Source organism: Vibrio sp. 99K-1, assembly GCF_013114585.1.
GTDB lineage: Bacteria > Pseudomonadota > Gammaproteobacteria > Enterobacterales > Vibrionaceae > Vibrio > Vibrio chagasii_B.
In genome coordinates this window covers 128355-150536 of record NZ_VTXF01000005.1, presented here as the reverse complement: position 1 = coordinate 150536, position 22182 = coordinate 128355, and the positions used below count along the sequence as shown (strand labels likewise).

Here is a 22182-nt window from a genome sequence, read left to right as displayed (position 1 = left end):
TTCACTGGTTTAGTCAACATTTCTATCAAAGAGCGAGGTGTTGCTCAGTTTTCCATTTTATTCTTTGGATAGGTTTACTGTATACGTCATGACCTGTTGTGGAAATGTAACCGTTATTGAGGCGCTCTTATCATCGGTTTGTAAAAGCCAAGATGAAGACCCTTTCGATTCTAAAACTCCGCTTCCTTCATAGCTAATGATAAACTTGCCAGTTTTAGATGTTTCGATCGAATACCCCTGACTATCGTCCGAAATCAAAACATTATTATTATCAATACCAAATTCACAAGGTTTTGAAACGATACAGGTTATTGTCTCGTTATTATCGTATGTCACTGTTCTCCAAGTAAATGCAGCTATTAAAACAACCAACATGACGATAATTTGAACAAGCCTGCCTTTTGTTAGCTTTTGTGCCGCCATTATAATCTTTACTCCTTGTTACAAAGTTCAAAGTTTTTAAATAAAAATCCAATTCCAGACCAAGCGTAAGGTTACTACTCTGTCATTGATTTGTTAATTCAAGTATAGTGTCGCGTTGAAAATGCCACTTTTTTTTAAAATCAGCAAGTGGAAATAAGGTCCTGAATAGGCTGAATTTCCTTTTCTAATTTGGGTGGCATTACGACGTGAGTCGTGTTGGAAGTAAAGTGTAGTAAATAAGAAATTGGAAGCATGCAAATGAGCCAAGAAAAGCAGCTTGAACAAAACTACAACTATACGGTCGTCCGTCAATTTACCCTGGTTACAATTTTGTGGGGTATTGTCGGTATGGGCGTTGGTGTTTTGATTGCCGCTCAATTAGTTTGGCCACAGCTAAACTTTGATACGCCGTGGTTGACGTACAGTCGTTTACGTCCCCTGCATACTAATGCGGTTATTTTTGCGTTCGGTACAAGTGCGCTGTTTGCAACATCATATTATGTTGTGCAACGTACCTGTCAGACGCGTCTCTTTGGTGGCCCTCTCGTAGCCTTTACCTTTTGGGGTTGGCAAGCGATTATCCTGTCCGCTGCAATTACTTTACCGTTAGGTTTGACCTCTGGTAAAGAATACGCAGAACTAGAATGGCCAATCGATATTGCTATTACTCTTGTGTGGGTAGCTTATGCGGTCGTGTTCTTCGGAACCATGATTAAACGTAAGACATCACACATTTACGTAGCAAACTGGTTCTTCGGAGCCTTCATCATCACGGTTGCCGTGTTGCACATCGTTAACAGCCTAGCTGTTCCTGTATCTGCGTTTAAGTCGTACTCGATTTACTCAGGTGCAATTGATGCAATGGTGCAATGGTGGTACGGACACAATGCGGTAGGCTTCCTATTGACAGCTGGTTTCCTAGGTATGATGTACTACTTCGTTCCTAAACAAGCTGGTCGCCCTGTTTATTCTTACCGTTTGTCGATCGTTCACTTCTGGGCACTTGTGTCTCTGTATATCTGGGCTGGTCCTCACCACCTACACTACACTGCACTTCCAGACTGGACTCAGTCTCTAGGTATGGTTATGTCTTTGGTTCTGTTTGCTCCTTCTTGGGGTGGCATGATCAACGGTATCATGACTCTATCTGGTGCGTGGCATAAGCTTCGCTACGACCCTATCCTACGTTTCCTAATCGTTTCTCTATCATTCTACGGCATGTCGACTTTCGAAGGCCCAATGATGGCAATTAAAACGGTTAACGCACTATCTCACTACACGGACTGGACTATCGGTCATGTTCACTCTGGTGCGTTAGGTTGGGTTGCAATGGTTTCTATCGGTTCGGTTTACCACTTAGTTCCTAAACTATTTGGTCAAGAGCGTATGTACTCTGTATCTCTAATCAATGTTCACTTCTGGTTAGCAACGATTGGTACGGTTTTCTACATTGTTGCAATGTGGATCTCTGGTGTGATGCAAGGTCTGATGTGGCGTGCAGTTAACTCTGACGGTACATTAACTTACAGCTTCGTTGAATCTGTAGAAGCGTCTTACCCGTTCTACTTTGTACGTTTCCTAGGTGGTTTCATCTTCCTATCTGGTATGTTCTTAATGGCATACAACACGTACAAAACTGTTTCTGCACCTAAAGATAGCCTTAAAGCTATCCCTCAACCGGCTTAAGGAGATTTAGAATGAGCTCAAATTCAAATAATCGCCATGAGTTGGTAGAGAAGAACGTTGGCTTACTAGCGATCTTGATCGTTATTGCTATCAGTTTTGGTGCTTTAGTAGAGATTACCCCTCTTATCTTCCAAAAGCAGACAACTGAACCTGTAGAAAACCTACGTGTTTACTCTGCTTTGGAAATGGAAGGTCGTGATATCTACATTCGTGAAGGTTGTAACGTATGTCACAGCCAAATGATTCGTCCTTTCCGCTCTGAGACTGAACGTTACGGCCACTACTCTGTAGCTGGCGAAAGCGTTTGGGAACACCCTTTCCTATGGGGCTCTAAGCGTACTGGTCCTGATCTAGCGCGTGTTGGTGATCGTTACTCTGATGAGTGGCACCGTGTTCACCTTATCGACCCTCGTGAACTTGTTCCTGAATCAAACATGCCTGGTTTCCCATGGCTTGCTGAGAATGTACTTGATGGCAAATTGACTCAACAGAAGCTTGAACTCTTCCGTAATCAATTTGGTGTTCCTTACACAGACGAACAAATTGCTAACGCTAAACAAGATGTTGAAGGAAAAACAGAGATGGATGCAATCATCGCTTACCTTCAATCGCTTGGCCACGCAATGAAATAAGGAATAATTATGGACATTATTACATTTCAAAGTGTTTGGACTGTGACTGTTTTTGCTTGCTTCATCGGCATCGTTTGGTGGGCATATGGCAAGAACCGTAAATCACGTTTCGACGAAGATGCGAACCTAGTGTTTGCTGACGACGAGCCAGCAACAAGTTCTAAAAATGAAGGAGTGACAAAGTAATGAGTACATTCTGGAGTATCTGGGTTAGTGCGATTACGATTGGTACCCTAATTGGTTGTGCTGTCTTACTTCGTTGGTGTTTTAAAGACAAAACAGGCGTAGAAGAAGGTCAAGATATGGGCCATGAATACGATGGTATTCGTGAGCTTAACAACCCACTACCAAAATGGTGGACATACCTTTTCATCAGTACGATTGTTTTTGCAGCGGTTTACCTTGCTCTATACCCTGGCCTAGGTAACTTTAAAGGCCTTTTAGGTTGGACAAGTTCAGACCAAACGGTACGTAGCGTTGAAGAGTCTCGCTCTGCAATTGCTGCTGCGCAAGCAAACAAACAGTTAGATGCGTACGCGAAAGAGCTTGATGATGCAGACACCTACTTCGGTGAAGCATTCAGAAAGCTAGCTCACGACGAAAACGGTTTACGTTCAATCCCTGACATTGCATCAGACGCTGACGCAATCAAAGTGGGTCAACGTTTATTCTTGCAAAACTGTTCTCAGTGTCACGGCTCTGATGCACGTGGTCAGAAAGGTTTCCCTAACCTAACTGATGACGCATGGCTATATGGCGGTGAACCTGAGGCTATCGTTACAACAATCATGCACGGTCGTGTTGGCCAAATGCCAGGTTGGAAAGACGCGCTTGGCGAAGAAGGCGTAAAAGAAGTAGTTAGCTACACTCTTAGCCTTTCTGGTCGTAGCGTAAACGCACGTGAAGCAGAAGCTGGTAAAGCTCGCTTTGTTGTGTGTGCAGCGTGTCACGGTACTGATGGTAAGGGTAACCCTGCTGTTGGCGCACCTGACTTAACTGACCGCGATTGGTTGTTTGGCGATTCTCGTGCAGACGTAACTGAAACAGTTATGTACGGACGTTCTGGCGTAATGCCTGCTTGGAAAGACATTCTAGGCGAAGACAAAGTACAACTGGTTTCATCTTACGTGTGGAGCTTAAGCAACTCAGATAATAAGTAACATTTCAATAACAGCCTCTTTCTAAGAGGCTGTCTTTCCTTTATTTTATAACCTCTTCTTTTTATTCTTTTTTGAGATCTTTTTTATGGTAAAGCCTTGGTATAAACAGTTTTGGCCGTGGTTCTTAATCGCGTTGCCAGCGACAGTAGTTATTTGGACCATTATGACGGTTATTGTGTTTACACAGAACTCTGTAGACCTAGTGACTGAGGATTACTATAAAAAAGGAAAAGGCATTAATGTCGACATTTCAAAAGTAAATATCGCCAAAGAGCTGGGTTTATCAGCTTCGCTTAATGAGAAAGGTAACTCAGTTATCATCACGTTAGATAAAGGCAAACTTGATCACTTCCCTGCTATCAGCGCAATGTTTGTTCACAGAACACTACCAGATCGCGATTTCACTCAGCTACTAACCGCTGATGCGAGAGGCAACTACACAATGACTCTGGATCATCACTTAGAAGGTCCGTGGTTCATTGAGTTGACGCCGCATGACGAACAATGGTTAGTTCAAGGTCGCATGAACTTCCCGATTGAAACTCCTACTCAACTAACGAACTAAAGCTTATGTGTGAATCCTGTTATCACTGCGGTGAAGATGTACCAGCGGAAACGGATTTTGAAGTCGAGATCTTAGGATCGCCTCGTAAGATGTGTTGTCCGGGCTGCGAGACTGTAGCTCAGACAATCGTTGATAGCGGTTTGGTTTCTTACTACCAATACCGTACCGCTCCCGCTGAGAAAGCGGATCTAGTGCCAGAGCAACTTCTGGCACTCAGTCATTATGATAATGAAGACGTTCAATTGGAGTTTGTAAGGAACTCTGAGAATGTTTCTGAAGTGACATTGTCACTAGAGGGTGTTTCATGTGCAGCATGTGCATGGCTAATCGAGAAACAAGTCTCTTCAAAACAAGGTGTTGGTAGCATCCGGGTGAACACCACCACCAACCGCGCCCTACTCAGCTGGGACAACACGCAAGTTAAATTGAGTGAGTTGTTATCGGCGATCCATACCTTAGGTTACAAAGCTGCGCCTTTCGAGGCTGACCAACAAGAAGCAGCCTATCACCGCTCAATGAAGAACTACCTCTATCGCCTTGGCGTTGCTGGTTTAGCAACCATGCAGGTGATGATGCTGGCGGTCGCACTATACCTTGAAGTATTTGGCAATCTTGAGCCTGAGTTTAAAAACTACTTCCGCTGGGTAAGCTTGATCTTTGCAACGCCGGTATTGCTTTATTCTGCTCTGCCGTTCTACATCAATGCATGGCGCAGTATTAAGGGGCGAACGCTGGGTATGGATGTGCCTGTGTCGATTGCTCTGCTGTTTGCTTACGTTGCGAGCTTGGTGGCAACCGTGACAGAGAAAGGAGAAGTTTTCTTCGAATCTATTTCGATGTTTACCTTCTTCCTGCTGCTTGGTCGTTTCTTAGAGATGAGAGCGCGTCGTAAAGCGGCGGCAGCGAGTGGTAATCTGCTTAAGCTCGTTCCTGCAATGGCGACAACGTTAGATGGCGACCAAGTTCCAGTGAAAACCCTTAAAGTAGGCGATCAGATTCGCGTACTACCGGGTGAGCATATTCCTGCGGACGGTAAAGTACTTTCAGGTCGAGTTCACATTGATGAATCCATGCTGACTGGCGAATCTATCCATGTCGTGAAAAACGAAGGCGATACTGTCTTCGCTGGCACGTTGAATGGTGACGAGTCGTTTGAACTGGAAGTGATGACATCAAAAGCGGACTCGGTCATCTCTAATATCGTTCGTCTTCAAGATGAAGCACAGTTGTCTAAGCCTCGTATCGCGGAGATTGCAGATATTGTGGCGCGTTACTTTGTAGCGGTTATTTTGATTATCTCTTTCGGTACTTGGTTCTACTGGCACCAAACTCGTCCAGAAGATGCATTCTGGATCATGTTGTCGGTATTGGTAGCGACTTGTCCTTGTGCTCTTTCATTGGCGACACCGACTGCAATTACTTGTTCAACATCCCGTATGGGCAACTTTGGTATTTTGCTGCGTAAAGGCCATGTATTCGAAACCTTATGTAAAGTGAATCACTTGATCATCGATAAGACGGGTACATTGACCGAGGGTGATATTCGTATCAGCCGAGTGGAAACTTTCTCTGAGCTTGATAAAGAGACGTGTTTAAAAGTGGCTGCGAGCCTAGAACAGCATGCTAACCACCCTATTGCGAAAGCATTCAAGACTCACGTGTCAGATGATTTTGAAGTCGATTCGGTAAACAACGTTATTGGTTCAGGTATTACTGGTCAGTGGAACTGTCAAGAAGTTGCGATTGGTAGTAGCGAGTTTATTCTTGGTGAAGCTCAGCCAACACAAAGCAACGGTATCTACTTGTCGATGGCTGGACGTCATATCGCAACCTTCACTTATGAAGACCCGATTCGTAAAGAAAGCATCGAGTTCATCCAAAAATTCAAAGAAGCGGGTATTAAAACTACCCTGTTGACTGGCGACTCCTTGATTAACGCGAAGCCTGTGGCTGAAGAAATTGGGATTACCGATATTGTCGCGAACGCGAAACCAGAGGATAAGCTTGCTTACCTTAATTCTCGTGACGAAAAGGACATTACCATGATGGTCGGCGACGGTATTAACGATGCGCCTATTCTTGCAGGGGCTCACCTTTCTGTCGCGATGGGCGGTGGTACAGATGTAGCTAAAGCATCGGCTGATATGGTTTTGTTGGGCGACAAGCTTGATAGATTACTTAAGTCGCGTACATTGGCGCTAAAAACGCGTAAGATAATCCGAGAAAACCTAGCATGGTCATTGGGTTACAACCTACTCATCCTTCCATTGGCTGTCGCTGGTTTGGTTGCTCCGTACATTGCCGTTGTTGGTATGTCTGCAAGCTCTATTATTGTTGTGTCTAACTCGTTAAGGCTTTTAAAAGAGCAAGGTAAATAATGGAAAGTTTATACATTCTGATTCCCATTGCGATCGTACTCGTGTGTATCGCTGTTGGTATCTTTCTATGGGCCGTTAAGAGCGAACAGTTTGAAGACCTGGAGCGTCAAGGTCACAATATTTTGTTTGATGAAGACGAAAAGGCCCACAATCACTCTGACAGCAAGCCTGTTAAGAATGATAAAGCCAATACAGAAAGCCAAACTAACTTAGATAAAAAGACCGATGACGCCTGATTGGATCGGAGCCTTTGTTGTCGGTTTGATCGGCGCGGGCCACTGCATGGGAATGTGTGGTGGCATTGCGTCGCTGCTTTCAATAGGCAATACCAAACCTTCCCCGCTTATTCCCCTTCTTTACAACCTTGGTCGCCTCCTCAGCTATGCTGTGATTGGTGGTGTGATTGGCGGTGCTATATCTTCAATTGGCCAGCTTAGCGATTTCAACGCGCTACTTAATTGGCTACGTTTGTTCGCTGCCATCTTTATGATCATTCTGGGTCTATATATCGGTAAGTGGTGGTTCGGCTTATTATTCTTTGAAAAAGTAGGTCAGAGGCTATGGCGTTATATTTCTCCAATTGGTAAATCCTTCCTTCCACTCAAGCACCCAAGCCATGCTCTGCCATTTGGCTTCATATGGGGCTGGTTACCGTGTGGTCTGGTTTACTCTATGTTGACGTGGGCTGCGGTTTCAGGAAGTTGGTACAACGGAGCTGGAATCATGCTCGCATTCGGTCTAGGCACGCTTCCTGCGATGCTGACGGTTGGTATGGGCGCTAGCTTCCTCAAGAAATTGCAACAAGCTGACTTATTTCGTCAACTCGGTGCGATTTTAATCCTGATTTACGGTTTCTACACCGGATATATGGCACTACAGCTCATCATTTATACCGTATAGCCGTTCTTTAAATCCGGTTTTTTTACTACCCAACTGGATAAAGGAATGCTAAAATATTGACGTATATCAAATAGTGAAAGATTGTTATGATTTCTGAAAAGCCTGTAACGAAACGTGTCCAATCTGGTGGCTGTGCGATCCATTGCCAGGATTGTAGTATTAGCCAACTTTGTATTCCGTTCACTTTGAATGAATCTGAACTTGATCAACTTGATCAGATCATTGAGAGAAAAAAGCCTATTCAAAAAGGCCAAGAGTTATTTAAAGCCGGTGACGAGCTTAAATCTCTCTACGCTATTCGCTCTGGAACGATCAAGAGCTACACGATTACCGAGCAAGGTGACGAGCAGATTACTGCATTCCACCTAGCGGGCGATCTTGTAGGTTTTGACGCGATCACTGGTGATCTACACCCTAGTTTCGCACAAGCACTAGAAACTTCGATGGTATGTGAAATCCCATACGAGATTCTTGATGACCTATCAGGAAAAATGCCTAAGCTGCGTCAGCAAATTATGCGCCTGATGAGTAACGAGATTAAAGGTGACCAAGAAATGATTTTGCTTCTTTCTAAGAAGAACGCAGAAGAGCGTCTTGCTGCATTCCTTTACAATCTTTCAACTCGCTTCTCTCAACGTGGCTTTAGCCCGCGTGAATTCCGTTTAACGATGACTCGTGGTGATATTGGTAATTACCTAGGTTTAACGGTTGAAACGATTAGCCGTCTTTTAGGCCGTTTCCAGAAAGCAGACATCTTGAGCGTTAAAGGCAAATATATCACTATCGAAGATCACGATGCGCTGATGGAACTTGCTGGCGTTTCAAAAGAATAGTCTAGATATCAATGATGTAGTTCAATAATGAGCTACATCATGTTTCTCTCTTAAAACCTCTTTTATTTCTCTTAATCTCCCCATAACTACGCTACATTATTTATATGTTCGGTCTGAAAAGTAGGCTTAGTTATGAGTATCTATAACAAAATTTTAGTTGTCGCAGACATTAATCACGATGAGCAACCTGCTCTAGTTCGTGCTATCCAACTTGCTAAGAAAAGCACCTCAACAAGCCATATCACTTTCTTTTTGTCTATCTACGACTTCTCGTATGAAATGACATCTATGCTCTCTGTCGATGAACGAGACGCAATGCGCAAGGGCGTGATTCATCAGCGTGAAATCTGGATGAACAAAGTAGCACAGCCTTATCTAGATAATTCTATCGAATTTAATGTGCAGGTGGTTTGGCATAACCGCCCTTACGAAGCCATCATTGCAGAGGTATACAGTGGTGGTCACGATATCTTGATTAAGGGCACGCGCAAGCACGACACCTTGGAGTCGGTTATCTTCACGCCGACTGATTGGCACCTATTGAGAAAATGCCCTAGCCCTGTACTGCTCGTTAAAAACGATTTCTGGCCAGAGCACGCAAAAATTTATGCGTCCGTTCACGTAGGCTCAGAGACGGAAGCGCATTTAGAACTTAACGATACTATGGTCGATCGATTACTTGAGATTACTGGTCGTTTGGATGCGGAACCTTTCTTAGTTAACGCTTACCCAGTCACTCCGGCGAATATCACTATCGAACTGCCTGAGTTCGATCCTACGTCTTACACAGATGCAGTTCGTGGTCATCACTTAACAGCGATGAAGGCACTGCGTCAGAAGCACGGTATGTGTGAAGAGCAGACCGTTGTTGAGCAAGGCTTACCAGAAGATGTGATTCCACGTGTCGCGTCTGAAAACAACGCTGCAATGGTAATCCTGGGTACAACCGGTCGTACCGGCTTATCTGCGGTGTTCATCGGTAATACTGCGGAGCATGTTATCGATAAGATTAACTGTGATGTTTTGGCGCTTAAGCCATCTGGTTACGTGAGCCCACTCGACCCTAACCTTTCGAAAGGTTAATGCGTTTAAGCAGACGAACTTAACGGCGAGTTCAACTTATAAAAAAACGCCTCAAGCATTGCTTGAGGCGTTTTTGTTTGTCTGTTGTAGGCGCATCTTATTGCTCTACAACGATTATTCTTATTATACGTTCGTTACGTCGATGAACATTGACTCATCGATGTTAGAAGATGAAATTTCAGCTTCTTGGAATTCGTACTCTTCACGCTCGCCACTACGGTCTAGTGGAAGGTTTACGAAGTCAAACAGTTCGCGGTCAGCCAGTTGGCTTGGGCTAACGTTTTGAATTGACTTAAAGATCTTTTCAACACGGCCTGGTGTCTTCTTGTCCCAATCAATCAGCATTGCTTTAATGCTTTGACGTTGTAGGTTTTCTTGCGAACCACATAGGTTACAAGGAATGATTGGGAACTCTTTGTGTTCAGCGTATTTGATTAGGTCTGTTTCACGACAGTAAGTCAGTGGACGAATAACAACGTTACGACCATCATCAGAACGTAGCTTAGGTGGCATAGCCTTTAGACGAGCGCCGTGGAACATGTTAAGGAACATAGTTTCCACGATGTCATCCATGTGGTGACCAAGAGCGATCTTAGTCGCGCCAATCTTCTCAGCGAATGAGTACAAAGTACCACGACGCAGACGAGAACATAGACCACATGTTGTCTTACCTTCTGGAATCTTCTCTTTAACTACTGAGTACGTATCTTTATCTACGATGTAGTAAGGAATGTTCAGCGTTTCAAAGTATTCAGGAAGAATGTGCTCAGGGAACCCTGGTTGTTTTTGATCTAGGTTTACCGCAACAACATCAAATTTGATTGGTGCCGCTTCACGTAAACGTAGCAAAATATCTAGCATCGCAAATGAATCTTTACCGCCACTGATACATGCCATTACCACATCATTCTCTTCGATCATGTTGTAGTCGATGATGGCATTTCCAACATTTCTTCTCAGACGTTTCTGAAGTTTGTTGAATTCTAGTACTTCTTTTCTATTATCGTTTTGGTTCATTGCGACTCTCACACCGTCGTATTACTGACTGTAGATTGCTAGTGGGACTGTTTTAGGGCGTGGATTATACGGATTTTTATTTCATGTTGAAATAGTAACGGCAGGATAAACAAGGTGACTGGTTGAAAGATGCCACTTTATCTAGTGATAACCGCTCATCTTTCATAAAGAATGAGCTTCAAAAGCGCAAACCATACTGGTTGTAGGAAAAGAAAAGCAGCCTTATTTGGTTTGAGTTGGCTGCTTTACGATGTTTTGCTTAGATTAACGCCGTGTGGTCAGTAGCCTAACCCAAGGTTATTGAGCCGGAATGTAAGGTAACACACGAGTTGTCGCTTCTGGTAACGTGATGCTGTCACTCCCATTGAGTTCTTCTAGTGTGAACTTAGCGCGCCCTTGGGTAATTGGGAGCTGCTTGCCGTTAGAAAGCGTGATGTTAGCTTCAAGTTTGTTTGCGAACTCAAGTGTTAACCCTTGGATTTCCGGTGTGAACCAGCTTGAGAACATGCCGCTTACGTCTTCTAACATTGCTTGCATCTGTGGTAACAGGTTTTCCAGCTGTGCCACCTCAACCGTTCCAGCTAAAGGTGCTTTAGTCATAACAACCAAAGAGTATGCGCACTCTTGTTCTTTTGTTTGCACAAAAATAAGCGGGTTTGCTGAACGAAGGTTTTGGTCTACTGGTAGCAGAAGCTCGTTAGCTGGAGAGACTTTCAGCTCTTCATAGTGTTCTTCTTTTTCCATCCAAGCTTTGCTGATATGACAGGTTGTTTGGGCTTGCTGATCGACAAAGAAGACCGCAACTTTAACGTCCTCATGCCCTTCTTTGGTGTTGTTTTTAAGCTGTGTGTAAAGCTTAGAATAGGTAAACATGTATTCTTGCGCTGCAGCAGGTAAAGAGATCCCTAGGCTTAGAGAAGCTAATAAAGCGAGTGCTGTCTTTTTCATTGTTATAGTCTTGTCGAAGTTGAGCGTTTATAAATAGAAAGAGCAGCCAATGAGCTGCTCTTTATGTGATGTTATTTGGTCAAACTTACCGTTTAAGCTCGCCAAATGACTATCAAATCGAGTTACTTTTTCCAGTATACCTCGTTGTGACGGATCATAGCTTGTAAATCAGTCACATAGTCTGAACCTCGCTCAGAATATTTTAGCAAGCCGTTGGTGAGCTCTGTTGCGGTTTCGGTTGTTAACAGATCGTCGCCCTGTGCCGCTAGTTTTGCGCGAATTGCTCTTAGGTCTGCATAAGCACGGTTTCGGTTTAGGTTCATGAAGTAACGGTGCACAGACTCTTGGCTTGAAGAGAATGTTGCCACTTCATGTGAGCTACCTTCGTTACGTTGTAGCGGAACTAGGCCACAACCTTTGGTGTAACACCAATGACCAAAATAGTTATTCGCTTTAGTGGCGAAACGAGATGTACCCCATGCCGATTCATTGGCTGCCTGAGTTAACACAAGCGCTTCAGGTAGCACGTTTACACGATTCAACATTTCTTTCAGCCAAGCGTCATCTAAGCCCGATGAAGGTACAGGCAGGCTATACAGTTTCCCTAGTCTCTTTGCGTATGACGCATCTTCAGAGTCAACATTGTTCAGCCCCGCTTCTGAAAGCTTGGTTAGAAACGCACGTTCTTTCGTGATTCGCTTGTTTTCGATGTTGATACTTGGGCGAAGATAAGAAAAGAAGGTGTCTTTCTTTTCATTTACATCTTCAATCGCTGCGAAATCTGGTTTATTAGAAGAGACGGTCAAGTCACCAAAGTTTTGCTCTGAGTCTGGGGCCTTTTGCCCCGCTCGCCTGCGCTCTTCTTCTTGTTGGTAAAGCATTGGGCCAACTAACGAGATCGAGCCAACTAGGGCTAATGCTGTCACTTTTAGCGCAAGTGATTTACTTGCGCTTGATTTAGAGTTGTTATGCATCGAATACCTGTGGGTCTTTGTTGTTGCTACCGTTGTGGTCGTCGTCGCTCTTTGGTCTGTCTGACGCAATCAGTTTGAGTTTAATGCCAAACATCTCACGGTAAAGAATGCCTTTCACGTGGAAGAAGAAAGGTAAAACGAAGATAAGGCCAATGCCGTACATCATTGCCGCGACAATGAACATCAGCATTACTAATAGGTAGATAGAAGCAACGGTGAAGATTTTCTTGTTTACAGCACGCAGAGAAAGCAGAAGCGATTGCATTGGTGGTACTTTCTTATCGCAAATCAACAGGATTGAGTGGCTGAATGCAAGTGAGAAGTAAATCGACAGAAACGGCAGAATCATACCTGCAATACCTTGAAGCATCAGGCTGAACAGAGTCACAAGAATTACTGGAATCGTAAATTGTAAGCCTTTGCCAATGTGACGTACTTTGGTCTGTAGCCCAGCTGCGTGGCTCATCGCCATCAAACAGATCCCTGCATAGATAGGCGCGCTGATAACTTCATAGCTGAAGTTGGCAATAAAAATGGACTCAACGATTTGTGGCGTAAACGCCTCAGGGTCGATAACCGCGTCTAAGATAACCGCAGGGTCACCCAGTTGCAGTTTTAGTGCGATATAAAAGATAGCCAGTTGCACGAACATCAGAGCAACAATCGCAGGGGAAAACGAAAGAAAGTGACTTACCGTATGTTTCCATGCCTCTTGGAATACAGCCGTTGCTTTGAGCTCATAATCGCCAGAAAGTGCACGGTCGATACTACCGCCCAAATTAAAATCTTTTTCGATGTCGTTGTTCATAGTGATACCTAGGTGCGCCAATTAAACTGAGCCACCTAACTTATTGATAAAAAATTACCTTCATTATACTCATATGTCGGATACAAACTAAAATATGAATCTGTAACAAGGCTTGCTTTTACGTCTTAATGGTTAATAATTAGACACTTGTTGGGGCGTAAACCCAGTAAATAACAGTATGGTAAAGGATGTTTACTTTTACCTGCGAAATTTTTTATCTTCGAATGGTAAAAAATGCTTTGATTTCACGTTTTTGGTGATTATGATGCGCGCCTCAAAGGTGTATAGCAACAGGTTCTCAAACAGAACCAAGGTGGAGAAAAACAGACGTTGAACGCTAAAAAATCAGTAGGAAAACCAGTAGTACAGCTAACTGGTATTAGTAAAAGCTTCGATGGTAAGGAAGTCATCGGCAATCTTGATCTAAACGTAAATCATGGTGAGTTTCTCACGATTTTAGGCCCGTCAGGTTGTGGTAAAACAACGGTACTAAGAATGATTGCGGGTTTTGAAACGGCAGATAGTGGTCAAATACTGCTAGCTGAACAGAACGTAACCCACGTCCCTGCTGAACAAAGGCATGTTAACACTGTATTCCAAAGCTATGCGCTATTCCCACATATGACCGTTTTCGAAAATGTGGCATTTGGCTTACGCATGCAGAAAGTTCCAAACAGCGAGATTGAACCTCGTGTATTGGAAGCTTTAAAAATGGTGCGCCTAGAACAGATGGCACAAAGAAAACCACACCAGCTTTCTGGTGGTCAACAGCAACGTATCGCAATCGCTCGTGCTGTCGTTAATAAGCCTAAAGTTCTTTTGTTGGATGAATCTCTGTCTGCTCTGGATTACAAACTTCGTAAGCAGATGCAAATCGAGCTGAAACAACTTCAGCGCCAGCTTGGTATCACGTTCATTTTTGTAACGCACGACCAAGAAGAAGCGCTGTCTATGTCTGATCGTATTATTGTGATGCGTGATGGCGTGATTGAGCAAGACGGAACACCAAGAGAGATTTACGAAGAGCCTAAGAACCTTTTTGTCGCTCGCTTTATTGGTGAAATTAACGTATTCGATGCGACAGCGACATCTCGTTTAGATGAGAAACGCATTGTTGCGACAATTGAAGGTGAAGAGTCGGTTATCTACCACGATAAAGACATCACCTCTGGTCAAAAACTGCAGGTATTGCTTCGTCCTGAGGATCTTCGTATTGAAGAGATTAAAGAGTCTGAGCAACGCGGTATTGTTGGCCACATTGTCGAGCGTACCTACAAAGGCATGACTTTGGATTCAGTTGTAGAGCTAGAATCTGGCATGCGCGTAATGGTAAGCGAATTCTTCAACGAAGATGACCCTGATGTTGATCACTCACTGGGCCAAAAAGTTGCAGTAACTTGGGTTGAGAGCTGGGAAGTGGTATTAGAAGATGAGCAAGAAGTTTAATTTACAAAACGCGATTGTTGCTTTAATCACAGGTTGGTTGGTGCTGTTCGTGATGATTCCAAACATCATGATCATCGGTACCAGCTTCTTAACTCGTGACGAAGCAAACTTGATCGAGATGACCTTCACTCTCGATAACTACATCCGTTTGGCCGACCCGCTGTATTTTAAAGTGCTGATGCACTCTTTCTATATGGCGATTATCGCGACGCTATTGTGTTTAATTATTGGCTACCCGTTTGCCTACATCGTGGCAAAAATGCCGGTGAAATGGCGCCCTTTCATGCTGTTCTTGGTGATTGTGCCATTCTGGACGAACTCTTTGATTCGTACCTACGGCTTGAAGATTGTACTGGGTACTCAAGGTGTCTTGAACAAAAGCTTACTAGCGCTAGATATCATCGATAAGCCACTGCGTATTATGTACACAGAAACGGCGGTGATGATCGGTTTGGTGTATATCCTACTGCCATTCATGATTCTGCCGTTGTATTCAGCGATTGAAAAACTGGATGACACGTACCTAGAAGCAGCAAAAGACTTAGGCGCAAACAAGCTTCAAACCTTGTTGAAAGTTGTACTACCGCTAACGATGCCTGGCATTATCGGTGGTTGTTTATTAGTACTTCTTCCTGCGTTAGGCATGTTCTATATCTCTGACTTGCTAGGCGGCGCTAAGAACTTGCTGATTGGTAACGTGATTAAGAGCCAAGTACTCAACGCACGAGATTGGCCGTTTGGCGCGGCTACGAGTATTGCGCTGACGGTTGCGATGGCAATTATGCTTTATGCCTACTACCGAGCAGGCAAGCTATTGAACAAGAAGGTGGAGCTAGACTAATGGGTCGCACAGTTAAGTTCAGCTTTATGGCGTTGGTATACGCTTTTCTATACCTACCTATTATCGTATTGATTGCGAACTCATTTAACGCCAACAAGTTTGGTATGAAATGGGGTGGCTTCACCACCAAGTGGTATGACGCACTTATTAACAACGACAGCCTAATGCAGGCTGCGTGGCACTCGATTAACGTAGCGGTGTTCTCAGCAACAGCCGCTACGATTGTCGGCAGCCTTACAGCCGTAGCCCTATTCCGCTACCAATTCAAAGGTAAAGGTGTAGTCAATGGCATGTTGTTCATCGTGATGATGTCACCAGACATCGTAATGGCAATCTCGTTACTGGCTCTGTTCTTAGTAATGGGTGTGCAACTAGGCTTCTTTACCCTGCTTGCTGCGCATATTACCTTCTGTTTGCCGTTTGTTGTTGTAACGGTTTACAGTCGCTTGAATGGCTTCGATGTGAAAATGCTCGAAGCAGCAAAAGACTTAGGTGCAAGTGAATGGACGATTCTAAAACAGATCATCCTGCCTCTTGCTAAGCCTGCGGTTGCTGCGGGTTGGTTATTGAGCTTCACACTGTCTCTGGACGATGTGATTATCAGTTCTTTCGTAACCGGTCCAACGTATGAAATCTTGCCACTGAAGATTTACTCTATGGTTAAAGTGGGTATCTCTCCAGAGGTCAACGCCCTAGCAACAGTGATGTTAGTGGTGTCGCTAGTACTGGTGATTATTTCTCAGTTATTAGCGAGAGAGAAAATTAAGTAAGTCTCCTACTCTATACAGAGACTAACTTGATAAGAAGTTAACAAACTTCATGTTCTACAAAGTGTTAATCATAAACAGAATGGTAAATTGCCATTCTGTTTTTCTATCTACTGCCTTCGGGCAACGTTTAGTTTGGAGCTAACGTCAATGAAAAAATGGGCTACTCTATTAGCTGGTAGTGCATGTGCGCTTTCAATGTTATCTGCACCGTCTTTTGCAAAAGATAACAAAGAATTGGTATTCATGAACTGGGGACCTTACATCAACAGTGAGATTCTAGAACAGTTCACTGATGAAACTGGCATCAAGGTTATCTACTCTACTTACGAGTCGAACGAAACCTTGTATGCAAAGCTAAAAACACACAACAAAGGCTACGACCTGGTTGTGCCGTCGACTTACTTCGTATCTAAGATGCGTGACGAAGGTATGCTTCAAAAGATCGACAAAACCAAGCTGAACAACTTTAAGAATCTAGATACAAACTACCTAGATAAGCCTTACGACCCAAATAACGACTACTCTATTCCACACGTAGTTGCTATTACTGGTTTGGCTGTTAACACAGACATGTACGATCCAGAAGATTTTCAAAGCTGGGCTGACTTATGGAAGCCTGAGCTTGAAGGTCAGCTGATGATGATGGACGATACTCGCGAAGTGTTCCACATTGCACTACGCAAGTTAGGTTACTCAGGTAACACAACCAACGAGAAAGAGATCGACGAAGCATACGCTGAGCTACAAAAGCTAATGCCAAATGTTCTTGTGTTCAACTCAGACAACCCTGGTGCACCATACATGTCTGGTGAAGTTGGCCTTGGTATGCTTTGGAACGGCTCTGCAGCAGCGGCTCAAAACGAAGGTCTACCAATTAAACTGGTATTCCCTAAAGAAGGCGGTATCGGTTGGGTTGACAACTTCGCAATCAGCTCTGGTGCAACAAACGTAGAAGCGGCTCACAAGATGATAGACTTCCTACTTCGCCCTGAAATCGCTGAGCAAATCTCTCGTGATACTGGTTACCTAACAGCAGTGAAAGCGTCTAACGAGAAGTTCAAAGACAGCCCGGCTCTGTTCCCGTCTCAAGAAGACCTTGATCGTGTTGAATGGCAAGCTGCAGTTGGCGATAAGACCGTGAAGTACGAAGATTACTTCATGAAGCTTAAAGCGGGTCAATAACTGGCTTACTTGACGAGTCTTACTCGACAGTCAATTGGTTAAAAACAACAATATCAATGAATAGGCAGCTTAGGCTGCCTATTTTATTATATCGCTGCTATAATATATCGCGATTTTTAGGAATCCTTTTACTTTGGGCTCACTACCCAACTTCAAATCAAACAAATGAACGGAACAGTAATGAAAAAAACACTGTATACCGGCGCATTGTGTGCTGCTACTTTACTTTCTACACCCTCTTTCGCAGCTGACCAAGAACTGTATTTTTACAACTGGTCTGAATATATTCCAAATGAAGTATTAGAAGACTTCACAAAAGAGACGGGCATTAAGGTTTATTACTCTACTTACGAGTCGAACGAAAGCATGTACGCTAAGTTAAAAACTCAAGGTACGGGTTATGACTTGGTGGTTCCTTCTACTTACTTCGTTTCTAAGATGCGTAAAGAAGGTATGCTTCAAGAGCTTGATAAAACCAAGCTAAGCCACTTTGCTGATTTGGATCCAAACTACTTAGATAAGCCATTTGACCCAAGCAACAACTACTCTATCCCATACATTTGGGGTGCAACGGGCATTGGTATCAACTCAGACATGCTAGACAAATCTTCGGTGAAAAACTGGGGCGACCTGTGGGATACACAGTGGGAAGGTCAGCTGATGATGATGGACGACTCTCGTGAGGTTTTCCATATTGCACTATCTAAACTGGGTTACTCTCCAAATACAACTAACCCTGAAGAGATCAAAGAAGCCTACGAAGAACTTCGTAAGCTAATGCCAAACGTATTGGTATTTAACTCAGATTTCCCAGCGAACCCTTATCTTGCTGGTGAAGTGTCTCTTGGTATGCTTTGGAATGGCTCTGCTTACATGGCACGCCAAGAAGGCGCAACGATTGATATCATCTGGCCAGAGAAAGGCGCTATCTTCTGGATGGACAGCCTAGCGATTCCTTCAGGTGCAAAGAACATCGAAGCGGCTCATAAAATGATCGACTTCCTTCTTCGCCCAGAGAACGCAGCTAAGATTGCTCTAGAGATCGGTTACCCGACTCCAGTGAAGACTGCTTACCCTCTTCTTCCAAAAGAGTTTGCTGAAGACAAGAACGTTTTCCCACCACAATCAGTGATGGATAACGGCGTATGGCAAGATGAAGTTGGTGAAGCGAGCGTTATTTATGACGAGTACTTCCAAAAACTAAAAGTAAACAACTAAGTTTGTTACTGATTGGTTACTAAAGCGGCGTAAGCCGCTTTATTTTTACCTAAACTTTATATAGGGTTGACTTAAACCGTATAAAGTTCGATTTAGTATGCCTGCAAACCCTATTTTATTGATTGTGACTCTGATGCTCGTGGCGTCATTCTTGATGCTCGGTCTGAGCTCATTCATTCACATAGATTCTAATTACGACCTGTTCTTCGAAACGAATACGCTCGTGATTACCATGTACATCTATTACGTCGCTCGTCACGCTATTCGTCCCCATAAGATCCTCCGCTACGGCGCACTGCTGCTTATTTTCAACCTATTCTATGATGTGACCACTGAGCTCAAATACCTCGATGAGTGGGCAGATAAAAATGAATTGCTCGATACCTTTCTCGAAGATGGTTTGTTGCAGATAGCTTTCCTACTTCTTGCCTATGGCATTACTGAACTTACCACTCAATTGAAAGATCAAAGTAAGCAAGATGAGCTAACGGGCTTATACAATCGTAAAAAGTTTGATGCGATCAAGCTGAAGGAGTTCGAGCTCATCTATTTCGATTTAGATGGATTAAAAAAGGTCAACGACCGCAAGGGCCACAAAGTTGGTGACCTGATGATCGTACGCTTTTCTCAAGCATTAAGTCAGTCGGTATTGGAAGATGAAATGGTGTTTCGTGTCGGTGGTGATGAGTTTGTTGCGACAGCACAACTGGGACGTAGTGGTGAGTTCGTAAGCCAAGTCAGTAACCTGCTTCACGGTGAAAACATCTCTTTTTCTTACGGCATCGAAGTGACGAACCAAGATAACTTTCAACAAGCGTTGGAAGAATCGGATAAAGCGATGTATGCGATGAAGCAAGCACGACGCTCCGTTGTCGCTGACGTTTGATCGGCCCAAGACAAGATTTCAAACGATCAGATCAAAAAAAGCAAACACGTCTCTGGGCTCTCTTTTGTAGTCAGACATGCGTTTGCTTCCTTTTTATGTTCATTCGACAGTGTGGCAGTATTGATTAAGCGGTTAATGAGCCTCTCTCAACCGACAATAGTTCACTCACTAGCTTGGGCACTTCGATACTGGCTTTGCCGTAGCGCTTCTCTTCAAACTCGCTCTCTACTGCACTTGGCTCAAGGTTGATTTCTATCGTGTGTGCGCCATGCATTTTCGCATCATGTACAAACCCAGCAGCTGGATATACCACGCCTGATGTACCAATTGAGATAAATAGATCGGCTTCTTCTAGTGCGGAATAAATGTCGCCCATTCTTAGTGGCATTTCGCCAAACCAAACAATATGTGGGCGCATTTGTGCAGGGATTTGGCAGCAATGACAAAGTTCACCCGTTTCAATATCGTCTTTATGCTCTACAACTTGATTGGATTCACTGCAACGCGCTTTTAAAAGCTCACCATGCATGTGAATAATGTTGTTGCTACCGCCTCTCTCGTGCAAATTGTCGATGTTTTGAGTAATGATGGTAACTTTGCCATCAAGCTTGTCTTCGAGCTCTCCTAGCGCCTTGTGGGCTGAATTTGGCTGAATGCTCTCACTTTGCAGGCCGTGACGACGTTTGTTGTAGAAAGCTTGTACCAAGTCAGGATCTTTTACGAACCCTTCAGGCGTCGCGACATCTTCGATTTTGTGGTTTTCCCATAGCCCGTCTTGTGCTCGGAATGTTTGTATCCCCGACTCTGCAGAGATGCCAGCGCCAGTAAGAATTACGATATTTCGATATGGGAAATGCATATAACGTCCTTTTAGATATGTCACTTTGTAACAGCTTAGCACTGTTCAAATTCCAACAATAGTTTTGGGGATTAGACCATAGTCTTAGGCAACTGAATTCATTGGCTATTTGTGACATAACTCGCTTGATAGTTGTGGTGGTTGTTACTCAAATTCTCTGTTTTGCTATCCATAGAAACAAAAAAGCGACCGAAGCCGCTTAGTTCTGTTCAACAGTTGTCTACTTGATGTGCTTTAACCCACCAAGTGAATAACGTTAGTCTTCGTTGATAGAAGAGATCTTATGGATAGAAAGATCCGCACCGTTGAATTCATCTTCTTCACTTAAGCGTAGGCCTGTTAGTTTGCTCAACACACCGTATACGATTAACGCGCCGACGACAGCAACAGCAACACCTGCGACTGTACCAATCAACTGAGAAGCAAAGCTCACGCCGCCTAGACCCCAGAAAGCTTGTTGGCCGAAGATACCAGCTGCAATGCCACCCCAGGCACCACATACGCCGTGTAGAGGCCATACACCCAATACATCATCAATCTGTGTTTTGTTTTGCATGTAAGTAAATAGGTAAACAAACAAAGCGCCCGCCACGCCGCCAGTAATCAGAGCGCCTAATGGGTGCATTAAGTCTGACCCTGCACAAATTGCTACTAAGCCAGCCAAAGGACCATTATGAATAAAGCCTGGGTCGTTTTTACCTGCAACAAGCGCCGCCAGAATACCACCAACCATTGCCATCAGTGAGTTCATCGCCACTAGGCCGCTGATGCCGTTGATTGCTTGTGCTGACATCACGTTAAAGCCAAACCAACCCACACATAAGATCCATGCCCCTAATGCCAGGAAAGGAATGTTCGATGGTGCGAAGTTAGTGTGTTTACCCGCGCGGATGCGACCTTTACGCATACCTAAGAAGTAAACGGCAACCAAAGCGATCCAACCGCCAACGCCGTGAACCACGACTGAACCCGCAAAGTCATGGAATCCATAACCAAACTGGCCTTCTAGCCAATCCTGGAAGCCAAAGTTACCATTCCAAATGATGCCTTCGAAAAATGGATATACGAAACCAACGGTAAATAACGTTGCAATTAGGATTGGATAGAAGCGCGCGCGCTCCGCGATACCGCCTGAAACGATGGCTGGAATTGCGGCTGCGAAGGTCATTAGGAAGAAGAACTTAACCAGTTCGTATCCATTACCTTGTGAGAGCGTTTCAGCGTCGGCAAAAAAGTGAGCGCCGTAAGCAACCCAGTAACCGATAAAGAAATAAGCGATGGCGGAGACACCAAAGTCGGAAAGGATCTTAACCAGAGCGTTGACTTGGTTCTTCTTTCGGACGGTACCGACTTCGAGAAACGCAAAGCCAGCGTGCATCAGGAAGACCATGATTGCACCGAGTAATAGGAATAAAGTGTCTGAACTTTGGGTAAGGGTTTGTACTGCACTATGAACTTGAGTCACCGTTTCACTCATTAAAGCATTCTCCTTCGCTTTATCTGATTTGCACTGCTATCGTGCGATTCAATGTTGTAATTAAAGACTCAACAGTAAAGGCAAGATGCGTTCCAA

At 44.0% G+C, this 22182-nt stretch carries 23 protein-coding genes; 16 read left to right on the top strand and 7 right to left on the bottom strand.

Features of this window, described 5'->3' with window-relative positions; translation table 11 throughout:
• Nucleotides 1-57: 57 nt before the first annotated feature.
• The gene (locus tag F0228_RS05965; RefSeq protein WP_171761991.1) at nucleotides 58-423 is read right to left on the bottom strand and encodes a hypothetical protein; all 366 of its coding nucleotides are present in this window, start codon (nucleotides 421-423) and stop codon (nucleotides 58-60) included.
• Nucleotides 424-675: 252 nt separating this feature from the next.
• Between F0228_RS05965 and ccoN the strand changes: the two genes are divergently transcribed.
• The 10 genes from ccoN to uspE all read left to right on the top strand — a co-directional run bounded on the left by ccoN (nucleotide 676) and on the right by uspE (nucleotide 9660).
• Entirely contained in the window at nucleotides 676-2109 is a 1434-nt protein-coding gene (gene ccoN, locus F0228_RS05960; protein ID WP_009846707.1) for a cytochrome-c oxidase, cbb3-type subunit I, read from the top strand.
• An 11-nt stretch (nucleotides 2110-2120) separates the two neighbouring features.
• The gene (ccoO, locus tag F0228_RS05955) at nucleotides 2121-2741 is read left to right on the top strand and encodes a cytochrome-c oxidase, cbb3-type subunit II (protein WP_004742292.1); all 621 of its coding nucleotides are present in this window, start codon (nucleotides 2121-2123) and stop codon (nucleotides 2739-2741) included.
• Between the two features lie 9 nt (nucleotides 2742-2750).
• Nucleotides 2751-2927, top strand: a complete 177-nt coding sequence (locus F0228_RS05950; protein ID WP_004742291.1) for a CcoQ/FixQ family Cbb3-type cytochrome c oxidase assembly chaperone — start codon at nucleotides 2751-2753, stop codon at nucleotides 2925-2927.
• Nucleotides 2927-3901: a cytochrome-c oxidase, cbb3-type subunit III gene (gene ccoP, locus F0228_RS05945; protein ID WP_061033419.1), complete on the top strand. Its 975-nt coding sequence runs from the start codon at nucleotides 2927-2929 to the stop codon at nucleotides 3899-3901. Before F0228_RS05950 ends, ccoP begins: the two co-directional genes overlap by 1 nt.
• Before the next feature lie 85 nt (nucleotides 3902-3986).
• On the top strand, nucleotides 3987-4466 hold the full coding sequence (locus tag F0228_RS05940) for a FixH family protein (RefSeq protein ID WP_008221951.1): 480 nt from the start codon (nucleotides 3987-3989) through the stop codon (nucleotides 4464-4466).
• A gap of 5 nt (nucleotides 4467-4471) precedes the next feature.
• Nucleotides 4472-6844, top strand: coding sequence for a heavy metal translocating P-type ATPase metal-binding domain-containing protein (locus tag F0228_RS05935; protein WP_171761990.1), 2373 nt, complete (start codon nucleotides 4472-4474; stop codon nucleotides 6842-6844).
• Nucleotides 6844-7080 carry a cbb3-type cytochrome oxidase assembly protein CcoS gene (gene ccoS, locus F0228_RS05930; RefSeq protein ID WP_116870580.1) on the top strand — a complete coding sequence of 79 codons (237 nt, stop codon included), beginning with the start codon at nucleotides 6844-6846 and terminating at the stop codon, nucleotides 7078-7080. The genes F0228_RS05935 and ccoS overlap by 1 nt, the downstream gene beginning before the upstream one ends.
• Entirely contained in the window at nucleotides 7070-7744 is a 675-nt protein-coding gene (locus F0228_RS05925; RefSeq protein WP_171761989.1) for a sulfite exporter TauE/SafE family protein, read from the top strand. The genes ccoS and F0228_RS05925 overlap by 11 nt, the downstream gene beginning before the upstream one ends.
• A gap of 86 nt (nucleotides 7745-7830) precedes the next feature.
• The gene (locus F0228_RS05920; protein WP_017632474.1) at nucleotides 7831-8577 is read left to right on the top strand and encodes an FNR family transcription factor; all 747 of its coding nucleotides are present in this window, start codon (nucleotides 7831-7833) and stop codon (nucleotides 8575-8577) included.
• A 132-nt stretch (nucleotides 8578-8709) separates the two neighbouring features.
• The gene (gene uspE / locus F0228_RS05915) at nucleotides 8710-9660 is read left to right on the top strand and encodes a universal stress protein UspE (protein WP_171761988.1); all 951 of its coding nucleotides are present in this window, start codon (nucleotides 8710-8712) and stop codon (nucleotides 9658-9660) included.
• A gap of 123 nt (nucleotides 9661-9783) precedes the next feature.
• Here the strand turns inward: uspE and ttcA are convergent, their stop codons facing one another.
• The 4 genes from ttcA to F0228_RS05895 form a co-directional block, all read right to left on the bottom strand.
• The gene (ttcA, locus tag F0228_RS05910) at nucleotides 9784-10677 is read right to left on the bottom strand and encodes a tRNA 2-thiocytidine(32) synthetase TtcA (RefSeq protein WP_008221945.1); all 894 of its coding nucleotides are present in this window, start codon (nucleotides 10675-10677) and stop codon (nucleotides 9784-9786) included.
• A gap of 297 nt (nucleotides 10678-10974) precedes the next feature.
• Complete coding sequence (locus F0228_RS05905) at nucleotides 10975-11625, bottom strand: DUF2987 domain-containing protein (protein ID WP_171761987.1); 651 nt, start codon at nucleotides 11623-11625, stop codon at nucleotides 10975-10977.
• A 122-nt stretch (nucleotides 11626-11747) separates the two neighbouring features.
• On the bottom strand, nucleotides 11748-12599 hold the full coding sequence (locus tag F0228_RS05900; RefSeq protein ID WP_116870576.1) for a glucosaminidase domain-containing protein: 852 nt from the start codon (nucleotides 12597-12599) through the stop codon (nucleotides 11748-11750).
• Entirely contained in the window at nucleotides 12592-13407 is an 816-nt protein-coding gene (locus tag F0228_RS05895) for a membrane protein (protein WP_004742282.1), read from the bottom strand. Before F0228_RS05895 ends, F0228_RS05900 begins: the two co-directional genes overlap by 8 nt.
• A gap of 330 nt (nucleotides 13408-13737) precedes the next feature.
• Between F0228_RS05895 and potA the strand changes: the two genes are divergently transcribed.
• From potA to F0228_RS05865, 6 genes are all read left to right on the top strand, one after another.
• The gene (gene potA / locus F0228_RS05890) at nucleotides 13738-14853 is read left to right on the top strand and encodes a spermidine/putrescine ABC transporter ATP-binding protein PotA (RefSeq protein ID WP_061033412.1); all 1116 of its coding nucleotides are present in this window, start codon (nucleotides 13738-13740) and stop codon (nucleotides 14851-14853) included.
• A complete protein-coding gene (gene potB, locus F0228_RS05885) occupies nucleotides 14837-15694 on the top strand; it encodes a spermidine/putrescine ABC transporter permease PotB (protein ID WP_061033411.1) in 858 nt (285 codons plus the stop codon). Before potA ends, potB begins: the two co-directional genes overlap by 17 nt.
• Nucleotides 15694-16464, top strand: a complete 771-nt coding sequence (gene potC / locus F0228_RS05880) for a spermidine/putrescine ABC transporter permease PotC (protein ID WP_008217945.1) — start codon at nucleotides 15694-15696, stop codon at nucleotides 16462-16464. The genes potB and potC overlap by 1 nt, the downstream gene beginning before the upstream one ends.
• 147 nt (nucleotides 16465-16611) lie before the next feature.
• Nucleotides 16612-17646 carry an extracellular solute-binding protein gene (locus tag F0228_RS05875; RefSeq protein ID WP_061033410.1) on the top strand — a complete coding sequence of 345 codons (1035 nt, stop codon included), beginning with the start codon at nucleotides 16612-16614 and terminating at the stop codon, nucleotides 17644-17646.
• Between the two features lie 180 nt (nucleotides 17647-17826).
• The gene (locus F0228_RS05870; RefSeq protein ID WP_008217941.1) at nucleotides 17827-18864 is read left to right on the top strand and encodes an extracellular solute-binding protein; all 1038 of its coding nucleotides are present in this window, start codon (nucleotides 17827-17829) and stop codon (nucleotides 18862-18864) included.
• 97 nt (nucleotides 18865-18961) lie between these two features.
• Nucleotides 18962-19750: a GGDEF domain-containing protein gene (locus F0228_RS05865; protein WP_171731162.1), complete on the top strand. Its 789-nt coding sequence runs from the start codon at nucleotides 18962-18964 to the stop codon at nucleotides 19748-19750.
• Nucleotides 19751-19874: 124 nt separating this feature from the next.
• Here F0228_RS05865 and cobB read toward each other — a convergent pair whose 3' ends face one another.
• A complete protein-coding gene (gene cobB, locus F0228_RS05860; RefSeq protein ID WP_061033408.1) occupies nucleotides 19875-20609 on the bottom strand; it encodes a Sir2 family NAD+-dependent deacetylase in 735 nt (244 codons plus the stop codon).
• Between the two features lie 256 nt (nucleotides 20610-20865).
• Nucleotides 20866-22086: an ammonium transporter gene (locus F0228_RS05855; RefSeq protein WP_171731163.1), complete on the bottom strand. Its 1221-nt coding sequence runs from the start codon at nucleotides 22084-22086 to the stop codon at nucleotides 20866-20868.
• Between the last annotated feature and the right edge of the window lie 96 nt (nucleotides 22087-22182).

Bases quoted from the DNA above. Each gene is read 5' to 3' on its own strand.
- F0228_RS05965 (WP_171761991.1), bottom strand. From the start codon at position 423: ATGGCGGCACAAAAGCTAACAAAAGGCAGGCTTGTTCAAATTATCGTC.
- ccoN (WP_009846707.1), top strand. From the start codon at position 676: ATGCAAATGAGCCAAGAAAAGCAGCTTGAACAAAACTACAACTATACG.
- ccoO (WP_004742292.1), top strand. From the start codon at position 2,121: ATGAGCTCAAATTCAAATAATCGCCATGAGTTGGTAGAGAAGAACGTT.
- F0228_RS05950 (WP_004742291.1), top strand. From the start codon at position 2,751: ATGGACATTATTACATTTCAAAGTGTTTGGACTGTGACTGTTTTTGCT.
- ccoP (WP_061033419.1), top strand. From the start codon at position 2,927: ATGAGTACATTCTGGAGTATCTGGGTTAGTGCGATTACGATTGGTACC.
- F0228_RS05940 (WP_008221951.1), top strand. From the start codon at position 3,987: ATGGTAAAGCCTTGGTATAAACAGTTTTGGCCGTGGTTCTTAATCGCG.
- F0228_RS05935 (WP_171761990.1), top strand. From the start codon at position 4,472: ATGTGTGAATCCTGTTATCACTGCGGTGAAGATGTACCAGCGGAAACG.
- ccoS (WP_116870580.1), top strand. From the start codon at position 6,844: ATGGAAAGTTTATACATTCTGATTCCCATTGCGATCGTACTCGTGTGT.
- F0228_RS05925 (WP_171761989.1), top strand. From the start codon at position 7,070: ATGACGCCTGATTGGATCGGAGCCTTTGTTGTCGGTTTGATCGGCGCG.
- F0228_RS05920 (WP_017632474.1), top strand. From the start codon at position 7,831: ATGATTTCTGAAAAGCCTGTAACGAAACGTGTCCAATCTGGTGGCTGT.
- uspE (WP_171761988.1), top strand. From the start codon at position 8,710: ATGAGTATCTATAACAAAATTTTAGTTGTCGCAGACATTAATCACGAT.
- ttcA (WP_008221945.1), bottom strand. From the start codon at position 10,677: ATGAACCAAAACGATAATAGAAAAGAAGTACTAGAATTCAACAAACTT.
- F0228_RS05905 (WP_171761987.1), bottom strand. From the start codon at position 11,625: ATGAAAAAGACAGCACTCGCTTTATTAGCTTCTCTAAGCCTAGGGATC.
- F0228_RS05900 (WP_116870576.1), bottom strand. From the start codon at position 12,599: ATGCATAACAACTCTAAATCAAGCGCAAGTAAATCACTTGCGCTAAAA.
- F0228_RS05895 (WP_004742282.1), bottom strand. From the start codon at position 13,407: ATGAACAACGACATCGAAAAAGATTTTAATTTGGGCGGTAGTATCGAC.
- potB (WP_061033411.1), top strand. From the start codon at position 14,837: ATGAGCAAGAAGTTTAATTTACAAAACGCGATTGTTGCTTTAATCACA.
- potC (WP_008217945.1), top strand. From the start codon at position 15,694: ATGGGTCGCACAGTTAAGTTCAGCTTTATGGCGTTGGTATACGCTTTT.
- F0228_RS05875 (WP_061033410.1), top strand. From the start codon at position 16,612: ATGAAAAAATGGGCTACTCTATTAGCTGGTAGTGCATGTGCGCTTTCA.
- F0228_RS05870 (WP_008217941.1), top strand. From the start codon at position 17,827: ATGAAAAAAACACTGTATACCGGCGCATTGTGTGCTGCTACTTTACTT.
- F0228_RS05865 (WP_171731162.1), top strand. From the start codon at position 18,962: ATGCCTGCAAACCCTATTTTATTGATTGTGACTCTGATGCTCGTGGCG.
- cobB (WP_061033408.1), bottom strand. From the start codon at position 20,609: ATGCATTTCCCATATCGAAATATCGTAATTCTTACTGGCGCTGGCATC.
- F0228_RS05855 (WP_171731163.1), bottom strand. From the start codon at position 22,086: ATGAGTGAAACGGTGACTCAAGTTCATAGTGCAGTACAAACCCTTACC.